14 protein-coding genes are annotated in these 18,533 nt (G+C 71.5%); 3 read left to right on the forward strand and 11 right to left on the reverse strand.

From position 1 onward, the window contains the following. Window positions 1–156: 156 nt before the first annotated feature. The 5 genes from ilvC to ACFYZR_RS10340 all read right to left on the reverse strand — a co-directional run bounded on the left by ilvC (window position 157) and on the right by ACFYZR_RS10340 (window position 8,245). The gene (gene ilvC, locus ACFYZR_RS10320; protein WP_391907778.1) at window positions 157–1,158 is read right to left on the reverse strand and encodes a ketol-acid reductoisomerase; all 1,002 of its coding nucleotides are present in this window, start codon (window positions 1,156–1,158) and stop codon (window positions 157–159) included. Between the two features lie 153 nt (window positions 1,159–1,311). Continuing rightward, on the reverse strand, window positions 1,312–1,836 hold the full coding sequence (gene ilvN, locus ACFYZR_RS10325; RefSeq protein WP_189451234.1) for an acetolactate synthase small subunit: 525 nt from the start codon (window positions 1,834–1,836) through the stop codon (window positions 1,312–1,314). Window positions 1,837–1,928: 92 nt separating this feature from the next. After that, a complete protein-coding gene (locus ACFYZR_RS10330; protein WP_391907782.1) occupies window positions 1,929–3,812 on the reverse strand; it encodes an acetolactate synthase large subunit in 1,884 nt (627 codons plus the stop codon). Between the two features lie 216 nt (window positions 3,813–4,028). Beyond that, complete coding sequence (locus ACFYZR_RS10335; RefSeq protein WP_391907785.1) at window positions 4,029–6,950, reverse strand: putative bifunctional diguanylate cyclase/phosphodiesterase; 2,922 nt, start codon at window positions 6,948–6,950, stop codon at window positions 4,029–4,031. 332 nt (window positions 6,951–7,282) lie between these two features. Then, window positions 7,283–8,245, reverse strand: a complete 963-nt coding sequence (locus tag ACFYZR_RS10340) for a 2-hydroxyacid dehydrogenase (RefSeq protein ID WP_391907788.1) — start codon at window positions 8,243–8,245, stop codon at window positions 7,283–7,285. Between the two features lie 73 nt (window positions 8,246–8,318). On the opposite strand from ACFYZR_RS10340, the gene ACFYZR_RS10345 reads away from it, so the two are divergent. The 3 genes from ACFYZR_RS10345 to ACFYZR_RS10355 all read left to right on the forward strand — a co-directional run bounded on the left by ACFYZR_RS10345 (window position 8,319) and on the right by ACFYZR_RS10355 (window position 10,798). Beyond that, on the forward strand, window positions 8,319–9,329 hold the full coding sequence (locus tag ACFYZR_RS10345) for an aldo/keto reductase (protein ID WP_391907791.1): 1,011 nt from the start codon (window positions 8,319–8,321) through the stop codon (window positions 9,327–9,329). A 104-nt stretch (window positions 9,330–9,433) separates the two neighbouring features. Beyond that, window positions 9,434–10,600 (forward strand): PQQ-dependent sugar dehydrogenase, encoded by a 1,167-nt coding sequence (locus ACFYZR_RS10350; protein WP_391907794.1) that lies wholly within the window; start codon window positions 9,434–9,436, stop codon window positions 10,598–10,600. A 33-nt stretch (window positions 10,601–10,633) separates the two neighbouring features. Beyond that, window positions 10,634–10,798 (forward strand): DUF6191 domain-containing protein, encoded by a 165-nt coding sequence (locus ACFYZR_RS10355; RefSeq protein ID WP_391907797.1) that lies wholly within the window; start codon window positions 10,634–10,636, stop codon window positions 10,796–10,798. Window positions 10,799–11,168: 370 nt separating this feature from the next. Here ACFYZR_RS10355 and ACFYZR_RS10360 read toward each other — a convergent pair whose 3' ends face one another. The 6 genes from ACFYZR_RS10360 to gatC all read right to left on the reverse strand — a co-directional run bounded on the left by ACFYZR_RS10360 (window position 11,169) and on the right by gatC (window position 18,079). Continuing rightward, the gene (locus ACFYZR_RS10360; protein WP_391907801.1) at window positions 11,169–13,466 is read right to left on the reverse strand and encodes an MMPL family transporter; all 2,298 of its coding nucleotides are present in this window, start codon (window positions 13,464–13,466) and stop codon (window positions 11,169–11,171) included. 231 nt (window positions 13,467–13,697) lie between these two features. Next, window positions 13,698–14,294, reverse strand: a complete 597-nt coding sequence (locus ACFYZR_RS10365; protein ID WP_391907804.1) for a hypothetical protein — start codon at window positions 14,292–14,294, stop codon at window positions 13,698–13,700. 198 nt (window positions 14,295–14,492) lie between these two features. Next, on the reverse strand, window positions 14,493–16,001 hold the full coding sequence (gene gatB / locus ACFYZR_RS10370) for an Asp-tRNA(Asn)/Glu-tRNA(Gln) amidotransferase subunit GatB (protein ID WP_391907807.1): 1,509 nt from the start codon (window positions 15,999–16,001) through the stop codon (window positions 14,493–14,495). Between the two features lie 25 nt (window positions 16,002–16,026). Further along, entirely contained in the window at window positions 16,027–16,287 is a 261-nt protein-coding gene (locus ACFYZR_RS10375; protein WP_311615599.1) for a hypothetical protein, read from the reverse strand. Next, window positions 16,284–17,777, reverse strand: coding sequence for an Asp-tRNA(Asn)/Glu-tRNA(Gln) amidotransferase subunit GatA (gene gatA, locus ACFYZR_RS10380; protein WP_391907811.1), 1,494 nt, complete (start codon window positions 17,775–17,777; stop codon window positions 16,284–16,286). Before gatA ends, ACFYZR_RS10375 begins: the two co-directional genes overlap by 4 nt. Before the next feature lie 5 nt (window positions 17,778–17,782). Continuing rightward, window positions 17,783–18,079, reverse strand: coding sequence for an Asp-tRNA(Asn)/Glu-tRNA(Gln) amidotransferase subunit GatC (gatC, locus tag ACFYZR_RS10385; RefSeq protein ID WP_361699689.1), 297 nt, complete (start codon window positions 18,077–18,079; stop codon window positions 17,783–17,785). Window positions 18,080–18,533: the final 454 nt, after the last annotated feature.

Here is an 18,533-nt window from a genome sequence, read left to right on the forward strand (position 1 = left end):
CTCCGCAGTGTATCGGTGACGACAGCCCAGGTCAGCGCCGTTGCGTAAACGTCACCCGGCGCCGCTGTACGCGGTGGACAAAGCCGCGGGCGAAGCGCGGGCAAAGCGGGTGGCGCCGAGCCGGAGTGCCCGGCCCGGCGCCACCCGGAAGGAGGACTACTCCTTGTCGTCGACCCAGCTCATCAGCTTGCGCAGCTTCTTGCCGGTGGACTCCAGGAGGTGGTCCTGGTCGGCCTTCTTGTACTCGTTGTACTTGGGCAGACCGGCCTGGTACTCCTTCATCCAGTTGTTGGCGAAGGTGCCGTCCTGGATCTCGCCCAGGACCTTCTTCATCTCGGCCTTGGTGGCGTCGGTGACGATGCGCGGGCCGGTGACGTAGTCGCCCCACTCGGCGGTCTCGGAGACCGACCAGCGCATCTTCTCCAGGCCGCCCTCGTACATGAGGTCCACGATGAGCTTGAGCTCGTGGAGGCACTCGAAGTAGGCGATCTCCGGCTGGTAGCCGGCCTCGACCAGCGTCTCGAAGCCGGCCTTCACCAGCGCCGAGGCGCCGCCGCAGAGGACGGCCTGCTCGCCGAAGAGGTCGGTCTCGGTCTCCTCGGTGAAGGTCGTCTTGATGACGCCGGCGCGGGTGCCGCCGATGGCCTTGGCGTAGGACAGCGCGAGCTTGAAGGCGTTGCCGGAGGCGTCCTGCTCGACGGCCGCGATGCACGGGACGCCGCGACCCTCCTCGTACTGACGGCGCACCAGGTGGCCGGGGCCCTTGGGGGCGACCATGCAGACGTCGACGCCGGCCGGGGGCTTGATGAAGCCGAAGCGGATGTTGAAGCCGTGGCCGAAGAAGAGGGCGTCGCCGTCCTTGAGGTTGTCCTTGACGGACTCCTCGTAGACCTTGGCCTGGATCGGGTCCGGGACCAGGATCATGATGACGTCGGCCTCGGCCGCGGCCTCGGCGGGGGTGACGACGCGCAGGCCCTGCTCCTCGGCCTTCGCCTTGGACTTCGAGCCCTCGTGGAGGCCCACGCGGACGTCGACGCCCGAGTCGCGCAGGGACAGCGCGTGGGCGTGGCCCTGGCTGCCGTAGCCGAGGACCGCGACCTTACGGCCCTGGATGATGGACAGATCGGCGTCGTTGTCGTAGAAGAGCTCGGCAGCCACGTGGGATATCTCCTTGAATCCGGTGTTCCGGTGGTACGTCCCACCGTATGACGGGTGGGCGGGGAAAGGGTTCGGGGGATCGGTATTCGGAATACCGAAAGACTGGATCAGTACCGAAAGACGAATCAGGCGGACTGGATCAGGCGGACCGGCTCAGGCGGAACGGTCGAGGGCGCGCAGGCTGCGGTCCGTGATGGACCGGGCGCCACGCCCTATCGCGATGGTCCCGGACTGGACCAGTTCCTTGATGCCGAAGGGCTCCAGCATCTTGAGCATCGCGCCGAGCTTGTCGCTGCCTCCGGTGGCCTCGATGGTGACGGCCTCCGGGGAGACGTCGACGGTCTTGGCGCGGAAGAGCTGGACGATCTCGACGATCTGGGAGCGGGTCTCGTTGTCGGCGCGGACCTTCACCAGGACGAGTTCGCGCTGGATGGCGGCGCTGTCCTCCAGCTCCACGATCTTCAGCACGTTGACGAGCTTGTTGAGCTGCTTGGTGACCTGCTCCAGGGGCAGCGACTCGACGTTGACGACGATGGTGATGCGGGAGATGTCGGGGTGTTCGGTCACCCCGACGGCGAGGGAGTCGATGTTGAAACCGCGGCGGGAGAACAGCGCGGCGACCCTGGCGAGGATGCCGGGGGTGTTCTCCACCAGGACGGAGAGCGTGTGCTTGGTCATGGGGGTCGGCCTCGTGAGCCTCTCGTCTCGTGGGGCGGTGGCGGTCGGTCGTCGTGGCGATCGTTCGTCGTGACGAACGGCCGTCGTGGCGGTCAGTCGTCGTCGATGCCGTCGAAGTCCGGGCGGACCCCGCGTGCGGCGAGGATCTCGTCGTTGGAGGTCCCGGCGGCGACCATCGGCCAGACCATGGCGTCCTGGTGGACGATGAAGTCCACCACGACCGGGCGGTCGTTGATGGCGTTGGCCTCGGCGATCACCTTGTCCAGGTCGGCGGGGTCCTCACAGCGCAGGCCCACACAGCCCATCGCCTCGGCGAGCTTGACGAAGTCGGGCACCCGCGTCCCGGCGCAGGGCTCCGCTGCGGCGCCCTCGGCGGTGCCGCCGTTGGACACCGCCGGGCCGGTGTGGAGCACCGTGTTGGAGTAGCGCTGGTTGTAGAAGAGGGTCTGCCACTGGCGGACCATGCCCAGCGCGCCGTTGTTGATGATGGCGACCTTGATGGGGATGTTGTTGAGCGCGCAGGTGACCAGCTCCTGATTGGTCATCTGGAAGCAGCCGTCCCCGTCGACGGCCCACACCGTGCGCTCCGGGGCGCCGGCCTTGGCGCCCATGGCGGCGGGCACCGCGTAGCCCATCGTGCCCGCGCCGCCGGAGTTGAGCCAGGTGCGGGGCTGTTCGTAGTGGATGAAGTGGGCGGCCCACATCTGGTGCTGGCCGACGCCGGCCGTGAAGATCGTGTCCTTGGGGGCGAGCTCGCCGATGCGCTGGATGACCTGCTGCGGGGCGAGGCTGCCGTCGCCGGGCTGCTCGTAGCCCAGCGGGTAGGTGTCGCGCCAGCGGTCGAGGTCGGTCCACCATTCGGTGTAGTCGCACGCGTGACCGTCGGCCTGCTCCGCCTGGACGGCCACGATCAGATCGGCCAGCACCTCCCGGGCGTCGCCCACGATGGGCACGTCCGCGGTGCGGTTCTTGCCGATCTCGGCGGGGTCGATATCGGCGTGGACGATCTTCGCGTGGGGGGCGAAGGAGTCCAGCCTGCCCGTCACCCGGTCGTCGAAGCGCGCGCCGAGCGCGATGATCAGGTCCGCCTTCTGGAGCGCGGTGACGGCGGCGACCGAGCCGTGCATGCCGGGCATGCCCAGGTGCTGCGGGTGGCTGTCGGGGAAGGCGCCCAGCGCCATCAGCGTGGTGGTCACCGGGGCGCCGGTCAGCTCGGCGAAGACCTTCAGCTCGCCGGTGGCCTGTGCCTTGAGCACGCCGCCGCCGACGTAGAGGACCGGGCGCCGCGCCTGGGTGAGGAGCTTCGCGGCCTCGCGGATCTGCTTGGCGTGCGGCTTGGTGACGGGCCGGTAGCCGGGCAGGTCGGTGTGCGGCGGCCAGGCGAAGACCGTCCGGGCCTGGAGGGCGTCCTTGGCGATGTCGACGAGCACCGGTCCCGGGCGGCCGGTCGAGGCCACGTGGAACGCCTCCGCGATGGTGCGCGGGATCTCGGCCGGGTCGGTGACCAGCCAGTTGTGCTTGGTGATCGGCATGGTGATGCCGCAGATGTCCGCCTCCTGGAAGGCGTCCGTGCCGATGGACTTGGAGGCGACCTGGCCGGTGATGGCCACCAGCGGCACCGAGTCCATATGGGCGTCGGCGATCGGGGTCACGAGGTTGGTGGCCCCCGGACCCGAGGTCGCCATGCACACCCCGACCTTCCCGGTGGCCTGGGCGTAGCCCGTCGCGGCGTGGCCGGCGCCCTGCTCGTGACGGACGAGGACGTGGCGGACCTTCGAGGAGTCCATCATCGGGTCGTACGCCGGCAGGATCGCGCCGCCCGGGATGCCGAAGACGATCTCGGCGCCCACCTCCTCCAGGGACCGGATGAGGGACTGCGCGCCCGTGACGTGCTCGACGGTGGCGGGCTGCTGCGCCGCGCCGCTGCGGGGCCGCGGCTGCGGATGATGGTGGGCCCCGTTGGCCTGCTCTGTCATCGACATTCTCTTCTCGAAGGCTTCGGTTCGACGGTTTCGACGGATGACTGGGTGATTCGGAAAACAAAAAACCCCTCGTGCCGTGAGGCAAGCGAGGGGAGCGCGTCGGTGTGGTCAGCAGGGCCTCATGGGCGGCCTGCTTCAGCCGACGCGCTGTCCAAGTACGAGAATTCGGGTGCGCATGGGATCGACCCTCCCTCTGGTGCACCTGAGGTGTCAAGTGGGTGGGACGGGCGTCTCATTATTTGAGCGCAATGGAGCATGGGCGAGGGCTCCCGCGCCCCCCGCCACTCCGGAGCGTACGGGCAGGGCGCCCCCGACGAGCACCTGGTTTCCGCCGTCCGTGGGATCACCCGGAAGGGTGGTGGGCAGCGCGTCGGGGATCAGGCCCGGCAGGGGGTACGGACCCCGGTCGAGGGCGTGTCGCAGCCGGTGCTCGTCGAGCGCGCCCGCGAAGGCCATGCCCTGGCCGTGGGTGCAGCCCATCGCGAGCAGGGTGCGGGCCTGCTCCAGGTCGTCCACGCCGTCGGCGACGGACTCCATGCCGAGGTCGCCGGCGATATGGAGCAGCCCGGCGGTGATCTTGTGGAGGCGGGCGGATTCGGCCACTCCGTCGACGAGGCCGCGGTCGAGCTTGAGCACGTCGATGGGGAGGCGGCGCAGGGCGCTCATGGCGGCGTAGCCGGTGCCGAAGCCGTCGAGCGCGATGCGCACGCCGAAGCGGCGCAGGGAGACCAGCCGGCGCTCCAGCTCGTCGAGGGGGACACGCGGATCGCTGCCGGAGAGCTCCAGGACCAGCGATCCGGAGGGCAGCCCGTGGCGCAGGATGAGGGCCTCGACGTTCTTGGGGGGCAGTGACTTGTCCAGCAGCCGGGCGGCGGACATCCGGACGTGGACGGGGACGGCGTGGCCCGCGAGGCGGCGCCGGCCGGCCTGTTCGGCGGCCCGCTCCAGCGTCCAGCGGCCGAGCTCGGCGGTGCGGGCGCTCTCGTCGCCCCGGTCCATTTCGGCCACGCGGAGGAATTCGTCCGGGGTGAAGAGGATGCCCTGGGCGGAGCGCCAGCGGGCCTGGGCGCTGACCGCGGTGATCCGTCCGGTGGCCAGCTCGACGACCGGCTGGTGGAGGAGGGCGAACTCGCCGTCGTGCAGCGCGGTGCGCAGCCGGCTGGCGAGCTCGGTGCGGCGCACCACGTCGGCCTGCATCTGGGGGGCGTAGAGCTCGACGCGCCCCTTTCCGGCCTGCTTGGCCCGGTACATGGCGAGGTCGGCGTTGCGCATGAGGGTGCCGGGGGTGATGTCGGGCTCGGCGAAGGCGACGCCGATGCTGGCGGCGACGCGCACTTCGGTGCCGCCCTCGACGAGGTAGGGCTGGGAGAGGGTGAGCCGCAGCCGGTCGGCGACCTCCAGGATGCGGTACTCGCGGGCGGCGGGGTCGCGGGTGCCGTCGCCGATGATGAGGGCCGCGAACTCGTCGCCGCCGAAGCGGGCGGTGGAGTCCCCGGCGCGCACCGAGTCCTGGAGCCGGCGGGCGGCCTGGATGAGCAGTTCGTCGCCCGCCTGGTGGCCGACGGTGTCGTTGACGGCCTTGAAGCCGTCGAGGTCGATGAAGAGCACGGCGGTGCCGGCGTCGGTGACTCTCCGGCCGGCGAGCGCCTGCTGGACACGCTTGGTGAACAGGGCGCGGTTGGGCAGGTCGGTGAGCGGGTCGTGCTCGGCGGTGTGCTGCAACTGGGCCTGGAGCCGGACCCGTTCGGTGACGTCGCGGCTGTTGAAGATCAGGCCGCCGTGGTGACGGTTGACGGTGGACTCCACGTTGAGCCAGTCGCCGCTGCCGGAGCGGAAGCGGCATTCGATGCGGGTGGTGGGCTCCTCGGCGGGTGGCGCGGCGAGGAAGCGGCGTACCTCGTGGACGACGCGGCCCAGGTCCTCGGGGTGGATGAGCGAGGCGAGCTCGGAGCCGACGAGCTCCTCCGCGTCGCGCCCGTAGACCCCGGCGGCGGCCGGGCTGACGTAGCGCAGTATCCCGGTGGGTGCGGCGATCATGATGACGTCGCTGGAGCCCTGCACCAGGGAGCGGAAGTGGTTCTCCTTCTGGGCCAGTTCCTGGGTGAGGGAGATGTTGTCGAGGAGCATGATGCCCTGGCGTACGACGAGCGCCAGGACGACCGTGCAGCCGGTGAAGAGGACGACGCGGTCGACGTGGTGGCCGTCGAGGACGTTGTAGAGGATGCCCAGGGTGCAGACGGCGGCCGCGAGGTACGGGGTGAGGGCGGCGAGGGAGCCGGCGATGGGCCGGCCGGCGGGCGGGGCCTGCGGGCGGCCCGGCCGGGCCGTGCTCTCGCGCTCCTCGCGGGCGACCCAGGGCGCGTAGGCCATCAGCATGTAGCCCGCGAACCAGCCCGCGTCGAGGATCTGCCCGGAGCGGTAGTTGGCCTGGAGCAGCGGCGAGGTGAACAGGGCGTCGCACAGGACGGTCAGCGCGAGGGCGGCGATGGCGGTGTTGATGGCGGAGCGGTTGGCCGAGGAGCGTTTGAAGTGCAGCGCCAGCACCATGGACACCAGGACGATGTCCAGCAGCGGATAGGCGAGCGAGAGCGCGGCGTGGGCGACGGTCTCGCCCGCGAAGTGGGCGGTGTGCGCGAGGGCCAGGCTCCAGGAGAGGGTCAGCAGCGAGCCGCCGATCAGCCAGGAGTCCAGCCCGAGACAGACCCAGCCGGCCCGGGTGACCGGGCGGCGGGCGAGCACCAGCAGGCCGATGATGGCGGGCGGCGCGAAGAGCAGGAAGCAGAAGTCGGCCGGGGACGGGCTCGGCACGTGCCGGCCGAGCACCACCTCGTACCAGCCCCAGACGAAGTTGCCGAAGCCCGCCATGGCGGACGAGGCGGCGAACAGCAGCCAGGCGGGGCGGAACCGTGTGCTGCGGGTCCGCCCGTACCAGAAGCAGGAGGCCGCGGCGAGGCCGGCGGCGCCGCTCAGCCCGAAGTCGCCCATGGTGGCGGCGAGCTCGGGCGAGCCCCAGCCGAGGGCCGCGCCCGTCGCGTAGCCCCCGCAGACGACGGCGAGGAGGAGCTGTGGGAGCACGCCCGGCCCCCCGGCGGGGGCGGGCCGGCGCGGGAGCGCCGCTCCGGGGGCGCTCACCGCGCCGCCGCCTTCAGCGGACCGGACAGGGGGAGCCTTGGGTGCGCGGCGGCCAGGCAGCGGATCCTCGGCCGGCGCGGTCGCCGGAGATGCGGTGATCGGTGGCCCCGTCGCGTCGGGTAGATCGTCCATTGGCCGTCCATCGCCCGTCGCCCCCCTCGAGTTCCGGTCCTTCGCCGCCCTCGTGCCGTGCCCGGAGCGGCCCCCGTCGGGACGATACACCAGAGTCGTCACTCAGGGACATAGCTCATATACATAGCGTAACCAGCCGATGGATTACGGATACGCAGCGCATCCAAATGCTGTCTCTGCGTGCTACCGGCCTGTGACGACTACGCCGTGGCTACGACATTCCGTAGAGGCTCGTCCAGTACAAATCTGGCCAGTTGATCGCGCAAGAGGGCCTTGGCCCGGGGCAGATAGGCCGAAGAAGGCCCACCCACATGGGGGGTGATCAGCACTCCGGGCGCCTTCCAGAGCGGGTGCCCGTCGGGCAGCGGCTCGGGGTCGGTGACGTCCAGGGCGGCGATCAGTCGGCCGCTCTCCAGCTCGGCCAGGAGCGCCTCGGTGTCGACGACGCCGCCCCGGGCGACGTTCACCAGGAGCGCGCCGTCCTTCATCCGGGCCAGGAAGCGGGCGTCGACGAGCCCGGCGGTCTGGGGGGTGAGGGGCGTCGAGAGGATCACCACATCGGCGTCGGGCAGCAGCTCCGGCAGGTCGGCCACCGGGTGGACCGGGCCGCGCGCCGCCATACGCGCGGAGCGCGCGACGCGCACGATCCGCGCGCACTCAAAGGGCGCGAGCCGGTCCTCGACGGCGGCGCCGATCGAGCCGTAGCCGACGACGAGCACGGACTTGTCGGCGAGCGCCGGGCGGAACTCGGGCCGCCACTCCCCCGCGTCCTGCGCCCGGACGAAGCCGGGGACGCCCCGGAGCGCGGCGAGCGTGAGGGTCAGGGCCAGCTCGGCGGTGCTCGCGTCGTGCAGCCCGCGCGCGTTGCACAGCCGGGTGCCGGACGGCAGCGAGGGCAGCTCCGGCAGCAGGTGCTCCACACCGGCGGTGAGCGCCTGGACGACCCGCACCCCGCTCATCCGCGACAGCGGCCGGATCGACACTTCGGTGCCCTTCATGTACGGAACGCAGTAGAAGGCGCAACGCGCGGGGTCGGTGGGGTAGTCGGGCCCGCCGTCCCAGTGGGCGTACTCCAGCCCAGGGGGAAGGCCGTCGATCTCCTCCGGGGGGATCGGCAGCCAGGCCAGGGGGCGCGCGAGGGAACCGCTGTGATCTGCACTCATGTCTGGAGGCTATGCGAAGGGGCCCCGACGCCAGAGGTTAGTTTGGGGGCGAGGAACGGGAGGGGAACCGCGGGTGGAGCGCAGGACAATCGGTGCGACGGCGCTCGAGGTGGGCGCGATCGGCCTGGGGTGCATGCCGATGCACTGGGCGTACACCGCCTCCCAGCAGAGCGGGGAGGGCGCGCTGCGCACGGTCCACGCGGCCCTGGACGCCGGTGCCAGCCTCCTGGACACGGCGGACATGTACGGGCCGTTCACCAATGAACTGCTGGTGGGGCGGGTGTTGCGGGAGCGGCGCTCGGAGGCGTTCGTATCGACCAAGTGCGGGCTGCTGGTGGGCGACCAGCACATCGTCGCCAACGGCCGTCCGGGTTATGTGAAGCGGGCGTGCGACGCCTCGCTGCGCCGGCTCCAGACCGATGTCATCGACCTCTACCAGCTCCACCGCCCCGACCCCGAGATACCCGTCGAGGAGACCTGGGGCGCGATGGCCGAGCTGGTCTCCGCGGGCAAGGTGCGGGCGCTGGGCTGGTGCGCCATCGACGCGCGGGCCCGGCGCAGGTTCGGCTCCTCGGCCGGGGCCCGGACGGGGATGTACGACGCGACGATCGCCCAGCTGGAGCGGGTGCAGCAGGTCTTCCCGGTCAGCTGTGTCCAGGCGGAGCTGTCGGTCTGGTCGCGGGAGGCGCTGGACCGGCTGGTGCCGTGGCTGTCCTCGCGGGGGGTGGGGCTGCTGGCGGCGATGCCGCTGGGGAATGGTTTCCTCAGTGGCACGCTCACCCCGGGCCAGGGCTTCGAGCCGGAGGACCTGCGGGCCCGTCACCCGCGCTTCACGGCGGAGATGATGGCCGCCAACCAGCCGATAGTCGCGGGCCTGCGGCGGGTCGCGGAACGGCACGACGCCACGGCGGCGCAGGTGGCCCTGGCCTGGGTGCTGGCGCAGAACCGGCACGTGGTGCCGGTGCCGGGCACGAAGAAGGCCGCGTGGGCGGTGGAGAACGCGGCGGCCGCCGGACTGCGGCTGACGGCCGAGGACTTGGCGGAGATCACGGCACTGCCCCAGGCGATGGGGTCCTGGTACTGACGGGGCGAATCAAGGAACCGGGTGAATCAAGGACCGGGGTGTATCAAGGAGGGGTGTCCCACTCACCCGAGAGGAACCCTTTCACCCGAGAGGAACCTTTTGCCGTGCACCTGCCCACCGGACACCTCCCCGGACCACGACTCCTCCCCCGCCGCGCCGCCGTCACGGCGGCGCTGGCGGTCTCCGCGCTGCTGATCGTCACGGGCTGCTCCGGCGGCTCGCCCTCCGGCGGGGCCGGTACGCCCTCCTCCCCTACGAGCGGAGGCGGAGCGCCCGCCGAGGGCTCCGTCGAGGTCGTCCAAACGGTCGCCCGCAAGCTGGACTCGCCGTGGGGCGTGGCCCCGCTGCCGGACGGCGACCTGCTGATCGGCTCGCGGAACACCGGCCGGATCACCCGGGTCGCGGCGAAGGACGGCCGGCAGACCCCGCTCGGCACCGTCCCGGGCGTCGCGGCGGCGGGCGAGGGCGGGCTGCTGGGCCTGGCGCTCTCCCCCGGCTACGCCTCCGACCATCTGCTCTACGCCTACTTCACGACGGATTCGGACAATCGCGTCGCCCGGCTGCTGGTCGACGAGAAACGGCCGGAGGGACAGCGGCTCGGCGCGCCCGACACCATCCTGCGCGGCATCCCCAAGGGCCAGATCCACAACGGTGGCCGGATCGCGTTCGGCCCCGACGGGATGCTCTACGCCGGCACGGGCGAGGCCGGGCTGCGCGACCCCGCTCAGGACAAGGGCTCGCTCGGCGGCAAGATCCTGCGGATGACCCCCGACGGCCGCCCGGCCCCCGGCAACCCCTTCCCGGACTCGCTCGTCTACAGCTACGGCCACCGCAATGTGCAGGGCCTGGCCTGGGACGCGGACAAACGGCTGTGGGCCTCGGAGTTCGGCCAGGACACCTGGGACGAGCTCAACCTCATCGAGCCGGGCCGCAATTACGGCTGGCCCGTGGCCGAGGGGAAGGCGCACCGGGCGGGCCTGACGGACCCCGTGGAGCAGTGGAAGCCCGCCGACGCCTCCCCCAGCGGCCTCGCCTACGCGGCGGGCTCCCTGTGGATGGCCGGGCTGCGCGGCGAGCGCCTGTGGCGGATCCCGCTCCGCGGTGCCGCGCCCGCCGCCGCCCCGCGGGCCTTCCTCAAGGGGAACTACGGGCGGCTGCGTACGGTTGTTCCAACGGGCGACGGCGGGCTGTGGCTGACGACGAGCAACACCGACGGACGGGGCCGGCCGGCGACCGACGACGACCGGCTGCTGCGGCTGAAGGTGACCTGACGGTCGCCGGACGGCCGCCGGAGGGACCGACACATGTTCAGCGTCTTCGAGGAGATCTTCAGCCCCGGGCGGAAACACACCCAGGAGGAGCGCGACCGGCTGGAACTCACGCGCGACGACACCGGGGACGCGGACCCGGCGAAGGGCCCGATAGACCTCGACTCCGGCGTCGTGGTCATCCGGCCCCGGCGGGGCTGACGCCTCCCCGCGCCCGGCGCGCGACCGGGCGGTTTCGACCGCGCCCGAATACACGTGCGCCGCGCGGGTGGAACCCCCACCATCGGGGACGGCAGAGCACGTCCGGACGACATCCGGGGAGAGAGCCATGCGCGGATCCCTCTCGGCGACGCTCGTGGGCGCCGTCCTGGCCGGTACGGTCGCCTTCGCGCCGGCGGCGGGCGCGACGCCGGTGGATCACCGGGCCGGTACGGGCGCGGTGGCGCCCGTACGTGAGGTCCCGTCCCTCTGCGGGGGCGGGGTCGGCATCCTGAGCGGGATGACGCGGCTCTGCTTCTTCACCCTGGGCGTGCACGACTTCGCGGGCGGCCTCAAGGTGTCGGAGATCGACTCAGGCGACTACGACGTCCTCGCCTACACGACGTTCGGCGGGCTGCCCGTCCGCATCGAGAAGGGCCGTCAGGTCGTCTTCCAGCCGCCCGTCGACCTCGTGCGGATCGTGATCACGCTCTGACCCCTCGCGCGCCCCCGCGAAGGCGGCCACCGGCTCCGGCGGCTCGATGCTGATGCGCGGCAGGACACGCTCCAGCCAGGCCGGCAGCCACCAGTTGGCGCCGCCCAGCATGTGCATCAGCGCCGGGACCAGCAGCGTCCGCAGGACGAAGGCGTCCAGGGCCACCGCGGCGGCCAGGCCGACGCCGAACATGGCGATCACCCGGTCGCCGCTCAGCACGAAGGCCAGGAACACCGCGATCATGATCACGGCCGCCGAGTTGATCACCCGGCTGGTCTCCGCCAGGCCCACGCGGACGGCCCGGCGGTTGTCCCGGGTGGCCAGCCACTCCTCGTACATCCGGCTGACCAGGAACACCTGGTAGTCCATCGACAGCCCGAACAGCACCGAGACCATGACCACCGGCAGGAACGGCTCGATGGGGCCCGCGCCGCCGAGGCCCAGCGCCTCGCTGCCCCAGCCCCACTGGAAGAGGGCGACGATCAGGCCGAAGGAGGAGGCCACGGCCGCGATGTTCATCGCGGCGGCCTTCAGCGGTATCCCGATGCTGCGGAAGGCCAGCAGGAGCAGCAGACAGCCCAGCCCCACCACGGTGCCCACGAACACCGGCAGCTTGCCGAGGATGACCGCGGCGAAGTCGTCGTACGCCGCGGTCACGCCGCCCACGCGGACGTCCAGGCCGGTGCCCCCGGCGGCCTTGGGCAGCACGGTCGTGCGGAGCCGGTCGACGAGGTCGCTGGTGGCGCGGGACTGCGGGGACGTCGTGGGCACGACGGTGATGACGCCCGTGTCACCGCCACCGCTGAGGACCGAGGGGGTCACGGAGGCGACGCCGGGGGTGTGGCGGAGGGTGTCCGGCAGCTTGTTGAAGGCGAGGCTGTCGGCGGCGCTGTCGAGGGGGGCGACGAGCGTCAGCGGCCCGTTGACACCGGGGCCGAAGCCGCGGCCCAGCATGTCGTAGGCCTGGCGGGTGGTGGAGCCCGCCGGGTTGTTGCCCTGGTCGGAGGTGCCGAGGTGGAGGGAGAGCGTCGGCAGGGCCAGGACCAGCATCACGGCGGCGGCCGCGGCGCCCAGAAGCTTCGGGTGGCGCTCGACGAAGGCGGACCAGCGGGCGGCCAGGCCCTTGGGGTGCTCCTCCGCCCGGGGGCCCTCCTCGGCGAGGCGGCGGCGCTCACGACGGCCGAGGGCCCGGGGGCCTATCAGCCCGAGCAGGGCGGGCAGCAGGGTGACGGAGGCGGCGACGGTGAGGACGACGGTCAGCGAGGCGGCTATCGCCACGCCGTTGAGGAAGCCCAGCCGGAGGATGAGCATGCCCAGCAGCGCCACGCACACGGTGCCGCCGGCGAAGACCACGGCGCGCCCGGTCGTGGCGACCGCCCGTTCCGCCGCGACGGCCACGGGCAGCCCCTGCCGCAGCCCCTTGCGGTGGCGGGTGACGATGAACAGGGCGTAGTCGATGCCGACGCCGAGGCCGATGAGCGTGCCCAGCATGGGTGCGAAATCGGCCACCTTCATCACATGGCCGAGCAGCACCGTGCCCATGGCGGCGGTTCCCACGCCCACCAGGGCCGTCGCTATGGGCAGCAGGCTCGCGGCGAGCGAGCCGAAGACGACGAAGAGCACCACGGCCGCGACCACCACGCCGATGATCTCGCTGAGATGGCCGCTCGCGGTCTCCGTGCCGGCGACGCCGCTGCCGCCGAGGGCCACCTGGAGATTGTCCGAGCCGGCCGCGCGAGCGGTCTCCACGACCCGCTCCACCTGGGCCTTGTCCGGTTCTCCGCCCTTGGCGACAAAGGTCACCGAGGCATAGGCGGTGTGCCGGTCCTGGCTGATCCTGACCGATCCGCCACTGGCGTACGGGCTCTCGACGGCGGCCACGCCGGGCAGCCGGGCGATCTCGTGGAGCGTCGCGGTCATCCGCTGCTGGACGTCGTTCGCGCGGACCGTACCCCGGCCGGTGTGCCAGACGATCTTGTCGTCGCCGCTCTCGCCGGGAAAGGCCTTCTCCAGCAGGGCGCTCGCGCGGGAGGACTCCGTGCCGGGGACGCCGTAGTCGTTGGAGTAGGCGGAACCGCTCAGCGTCGCCGCGACGGTGGTTCCCACGAGGGCCACGAGCCACAGCACGATGACGGTGAAGCGGCGGCGGAGACACCACCGGGCAAGTGAGGTCATGACCTGCTTCCCGGGTTTCGCGACGATCTCGCCGGGGAGACGACCCGTGCATGTCGACCGCTGAGCAGAGTGGGGATCTGGCAGAGGCCCCGCTGAGGGGGCCTCCGGCCGACCACTGTGACAGCAGGAAAAGATCCTTTGTCTCTTTTGTGGGCTATACCACACGGGGGTCGGGATTATGCCTTTGTACGCCCGGGCCGGTGAGGCCGGACGACCGGGCCGGCGGCCGGGTCAGCGGAAGCCGCGCCAGCTGTGCGCGACGTCCACGACCAGGTGGTTCCCGCTCTGGAAGACCCGGAACGGCAGCCGCTCGCGCACCCCGACGGCCACCTGGGTGTCGCCCTCGAAGCTGGCGCCGAAGCGGGTGTCCTGGAAGGTGCGGTAGCCGCCGAGGTCCACCTCCGGCAGCGGCTGCCCGGCCTTGCCGTCGTACGTCCGCTGCATGGTGTCCGGGTCGTAGCTCGGCGCGGCGATGCGGACCTCCAGGATCGCGCCACCGCGCACGGGGATGACATCGCCCGAGCCGTCCTGCTGGAACTTCTCGACGTAGCGGACGTGGAAGCCGATCGGGCGGCCGGTCCCGGGCCCGAGGAGGTCGAAGACCAGGCGGTCGTAGCAGTCGTGACCGCCGGCTCTGATGTCCCGCAGCGGCTTGTGCCAGGCGACGGCGCTGTCCTTCGGCAGGCTCCCCCAGTCCACGGCCGCGCACCCGGCCGCGGGCGGTGTGGCGGCCCGTGCCGCCGGAGCCGTCCCGCCCGGCGCCACCCCTATCGTCAAACCCGCTCCCACCAGCAGGAACGCGGCCAGTCCGGTACGCGACCGTCGCATGGAGAACCCCCAGCCTCTGAGTGCGGGCACGCCGACCGGCCCACTGACGGGGATCATGCCGGACCGTTTCGCCCGATGGGGGGCGTACGGGCGAATTCCGGCCAACGGGGGCCGATCGCCGGTAGCGGACACGGCGACGGCCGCCCCTCCGGGGAGGGACGGCCGTCGTCGCGCGTTGACGCGGGCAGAGCTCTGGGCTCAGCCCTCGACGCCGAGCCGCTCAAGAATGAGCTCCCGGACGCGGGCCGCGTCCGCCTGGCCGCGCGTGGCCTTCATGACCGCGCCGACGAGCGCGCCCGCCGCCGCGACCTTGCCCGAGCGGATCTTGTCCGCGATACCGGCGTTGGCCGCGATGGCCTCGTCCACGGCGGTGCCCAGCGCGCCCTCGTCGGAGACGATCTTCAGACCGCGCTTCTCGACGATCTCGTCGGGCTCGCCCTCGTCGTTGACGACGTGCTTGATGACCTCACGGCCCAGCTTGTCGTTGAGCGAGCCCTCGGCGATCAGCGCCGCGATCCGGGCGACCTGGACCGGCGTGATCGGCAGCAGGCCGAGGCCGATGCCCTCCTCGTTGGCGATGCGCGACAGCTCGCCCATCCACCACTTACGGGCCGACGCGGCGTCCGCGCCCGCCTCGATGGTGGCGACGATCAGGTCGACCGCACCGGCGTTGAGGATCGACTGCATGTCGTGCTCGGAGACGCCCCACTCCTCGCGCAGCCGGTTACGGCGCACGCGCGGCAGCTCGGGCAGCCCCTTGCGCAGCTCCTCGACCCACTCGCGCGCGGGGGCCACCGGCACCAGGTCCGGCTCGGGGAAGTAGCGGTAGTCCTCCGCCTCCTCCTTGACCCGGCCCGACGTCGTGGAGCCGTCCTCCTCGTGGAAGTGACGGGTCTCCTGGATGATCGTGCCGCCGGCGTTGAGGACCGCGGCGTGCCGCTGGATCTCGAAGCGCGCGGCACGCTCGACGGAGCGCAGCGAGTTGACGTTCTTCGTCTCGGAGCGCGTGCCGAACTTCTCGGAGCCCTTGGGCATCAGCGAGAGGTTGACGTCGCAGCGCATCTGGCCCATCTCCATACGGGCCTCGGAGACGCCGAGCGCCTTGATGAGCTCGCGCAGCTCGGCGACGTACGCCTTGGCGACCTCGGGGGCGCGCTCGCCCGCACCGGTGATCGGCTTGGTGACGATCTCGATGAGGGGGATGCCGGCGCGGTTGTAGTCCAGCAGGGAGTGCTGCGCGCCGTGGATACGGCCGGTGGCACCACCCACGTGGGTGGACTTGCCGGTGTCCTCCTCCATGTGGGCGCGCTCGATCTCCACGCGGAAGACCTCGCCGTCCTCCAGCTGGACGTCCAGATAGCCGTTGAAGGCGATCGGCTCGTCGTACTGGGAGGTCTGGAAGTTCTTCGGCATGTCCGGATAGAAGTAATTCTTCCGGGCGAAGCGGCACCACTCGGCGATCTCGCAGTTCAGCGCGAGACCGATCTTGACGGCCGACTCGACGGCGACGCCGTTGACGACCGGGAGGGAGCCGGGCAGGCCGAGGCAGGTGGGGCACGTCTGCGAGTTGGGCTCGGCGCCCAGCTCGGTGGCGCACCCGCAGAACATCTTGGTCTTGGTGCCGAGCTCGACGTGCACCTCGAGACCCATGACGGGCTCGTAGGTGGCAAGCGCCTCGTCGTACGACACCAGTTCAGTGACGGTCACGGAAAACTAACCTCTCAGTCCCTGCTCAGCCCGCGAGGACGTCGTCGCTGTTCATACGGCGCAGCTCGCGGACGAGCAGGGCGACGCCGGTGACGATGGCGGCGGCGGAGACCACCGCGTCGACGAGCTGGAGGGTGTCCTGCTCGCCGCGCGCCTTCTTGGCCTGCTTGGCGACGCTGATGGCGCCGAACAGCGTGGTGCCGATGGACAGATACGTACCGGCCTTGGACTTCTTGAAGCCCTTGGCCTTCTTCAGCGCGCCCGACTTGCTCTGTTCGATGCTCACAGCGACGGTGCCTCCTCCAGCAGCGGGTGGCCCCAGCGCTCGGTGAACGCGGCCTCGACCGCGGCACCGACCTTGTAGAGCCGGTCGTCCTTCATGGCGGGAGCGATGATCTGCAGACCGACCGGCATGCCGTCCTCGGGGGCGAGGCCGCAGGGCAGCGACATGGCCGCGTTGCCCGCCAGGTTGGTCGGGATGGTGCACAGGTCGGCGAGGTACATCGCCATCGGGTCGTCGACGCGCTCACCGATCGCGAAGGCGGTGGTGGGCGTGGTCGGCGAGACGATCACGTCGACCTGCTCGAACGCCGCCTCGAAGTCGCGCGTGATGAGCGTGCGGACCTTCTGCGCGGAGCCGTAGTACGCGTCGTAGTAGCCGGAGCTGAGCGCGTAGGTGCCGAGCATCACGCGGCGCTTGACCTCGGGGCCGAAGCCGGCCTCACGGGTGAGGGCGGTGACCTCCTCGGCCGACTTCGTGCCGTCGTCGCCGACCCGCAGGCCGTAGCGCATGGCGTCGAAGCGGGCCAGGTTGGAGGAGCACTCGGACGGCGCGATCAGGTAGTACGCGGCCAGCGCGAGGTCGAAGGACGGGCAGTCCAGCTCGACGATCTCGGCGCCCAGCTCCTTGAGGAGCTCGACGGACTCGTCGAAGCGCTGGAGCACACCGGCCTGGTAACCCTCGCCGCGGAACTGCTTGACGACACCGACGCGCATACCGGCGACGGAGCCGCTGCGCGCGGCCTCGACGACCGGCGGGACCGGGGCGTCGATGGAGGTGGAGTCGAGCGGGTCGTGGCCGGCGATCACCTCGTGCAGCAGGGCCGCGTCCAGGACCGTACGGGCGCAGGGGCCGCCCTGGTCGAGGGAGGAGGAGAACGCCACCATGCCGTAGCGGGAGACCGCGCCGTAGGTGGGCTTGACGCCGACGGTGCCGGTGACGGACGCGGGCTGGCGGATGGAGCCGCCGGTGTCCGTGCCGATGGCGAGGGGCGCCTGGAAGGCCGCGAGGGCGGCGGAGGAGCCGCCGCCGGAGCCGCCGGGGATCTTGGTGAGGTCCCAGGGGTTGCCGGTGGGGCCGTAGGCGCTGTTCTCGGTGGAGGACCCCATGGCGAACTCGTCCATGTTGGTCTTGCCGAGGATGACGACGTCGGCGTCCTTCAGACGCTTGGTGAGCGTCGCGTCGTACGGCGGGATCCAGCCTTCGAGGATCTTGGAGCCGACGGTGGTGGGGACGCCCTTGGTGGTGAAGATGTCCTTCAGCGCCAGCGGGACGCCGGCCAGCGGGCCGAGCTTCTCGCCGCGCTCGCGCTTGGCGTCCACCTCCCGGGCCTGGGCGAGCGCGCCCTCGCGGTCGACGTGGAGGAAGGCGTGCACCTTCTCGTCGACGGCCTCGATACGGGCCAGGTGGGCCTCGGTGACCTCGACGGCCGTGAGCTCGCCGGAGGCGATCTTCTCGGCGATCTCGGCCGCGGTGAGCTTGATCAGATCTGCCATCGTGGTCAGTCCTCCCCCAGGATCTGCGGCACCTTGAAACGCTGCTGCTCCTGGGCGGGGGCGCCGGAGAGCGCCTCCTGGGGGGTCAGCGACGGGCGGACTTCGTCCGCACGCATGACGTTGGTCAGGGGCAGCGGGTGGGAGGTCGGCGGTACGTCCTCGTCGGCCACATCGGAAACGCGGGCGACCGCGCCGATGATCACGTCGAGCTGTTCGGCGAAGTGGTCGAGCTCTTCGTCCTTCAGCTCCAGACGCGACAGCCGGGCGAGGTGGGCGACCTCCTCGCGCGTGATGCCAGGCATGCAGCGATCCTCAAGGGTGGGATGTATAGGGTTTCGGCCCAATCCTATGGCTCCGGCGGGTGTGCCCGCGAAACGGTTTCGCTGCCGCTGGGCCGGGTGGTCCTTTCGGGGGCTTCGGACGGTCGGGCACCGCCGGGCTCCCCGGCGGGGGTTGCTCGCCATCGCGGCGGGGTGGAGGGGTGCCCCGGTCCCGCCCTTTCACCGTTTCCCGGGGCTGCCGCCCCCGACCCCGCAGGGCATGGCCGAGGGCTTCGCCCCGGCCCGGGCACGGAACCCGGGCACGGAACCCGGGCACGGAACCCGGGCACGGAACCCGGGCGGCGGCCGAGCCGCTCGCCCTCCCGGGGGCTCCGGGGGCTTGCCCCCGGGAAACGGTGAAGGGGCGGGGCTGGGGTCCCTTCCCGCCGCGGCGGCGGTCGGCCACCGGCTACGGGCCCGGCGGTGCCGGACCGCC

Source organism: Streptomyces sp. NPDC001678, assembly GCF_042892945.1.
GTDB lineage: Bacteria > Actinomycetota > Actinomycetes > Streptomycetales > Streptomycetaceae > Streptomyces.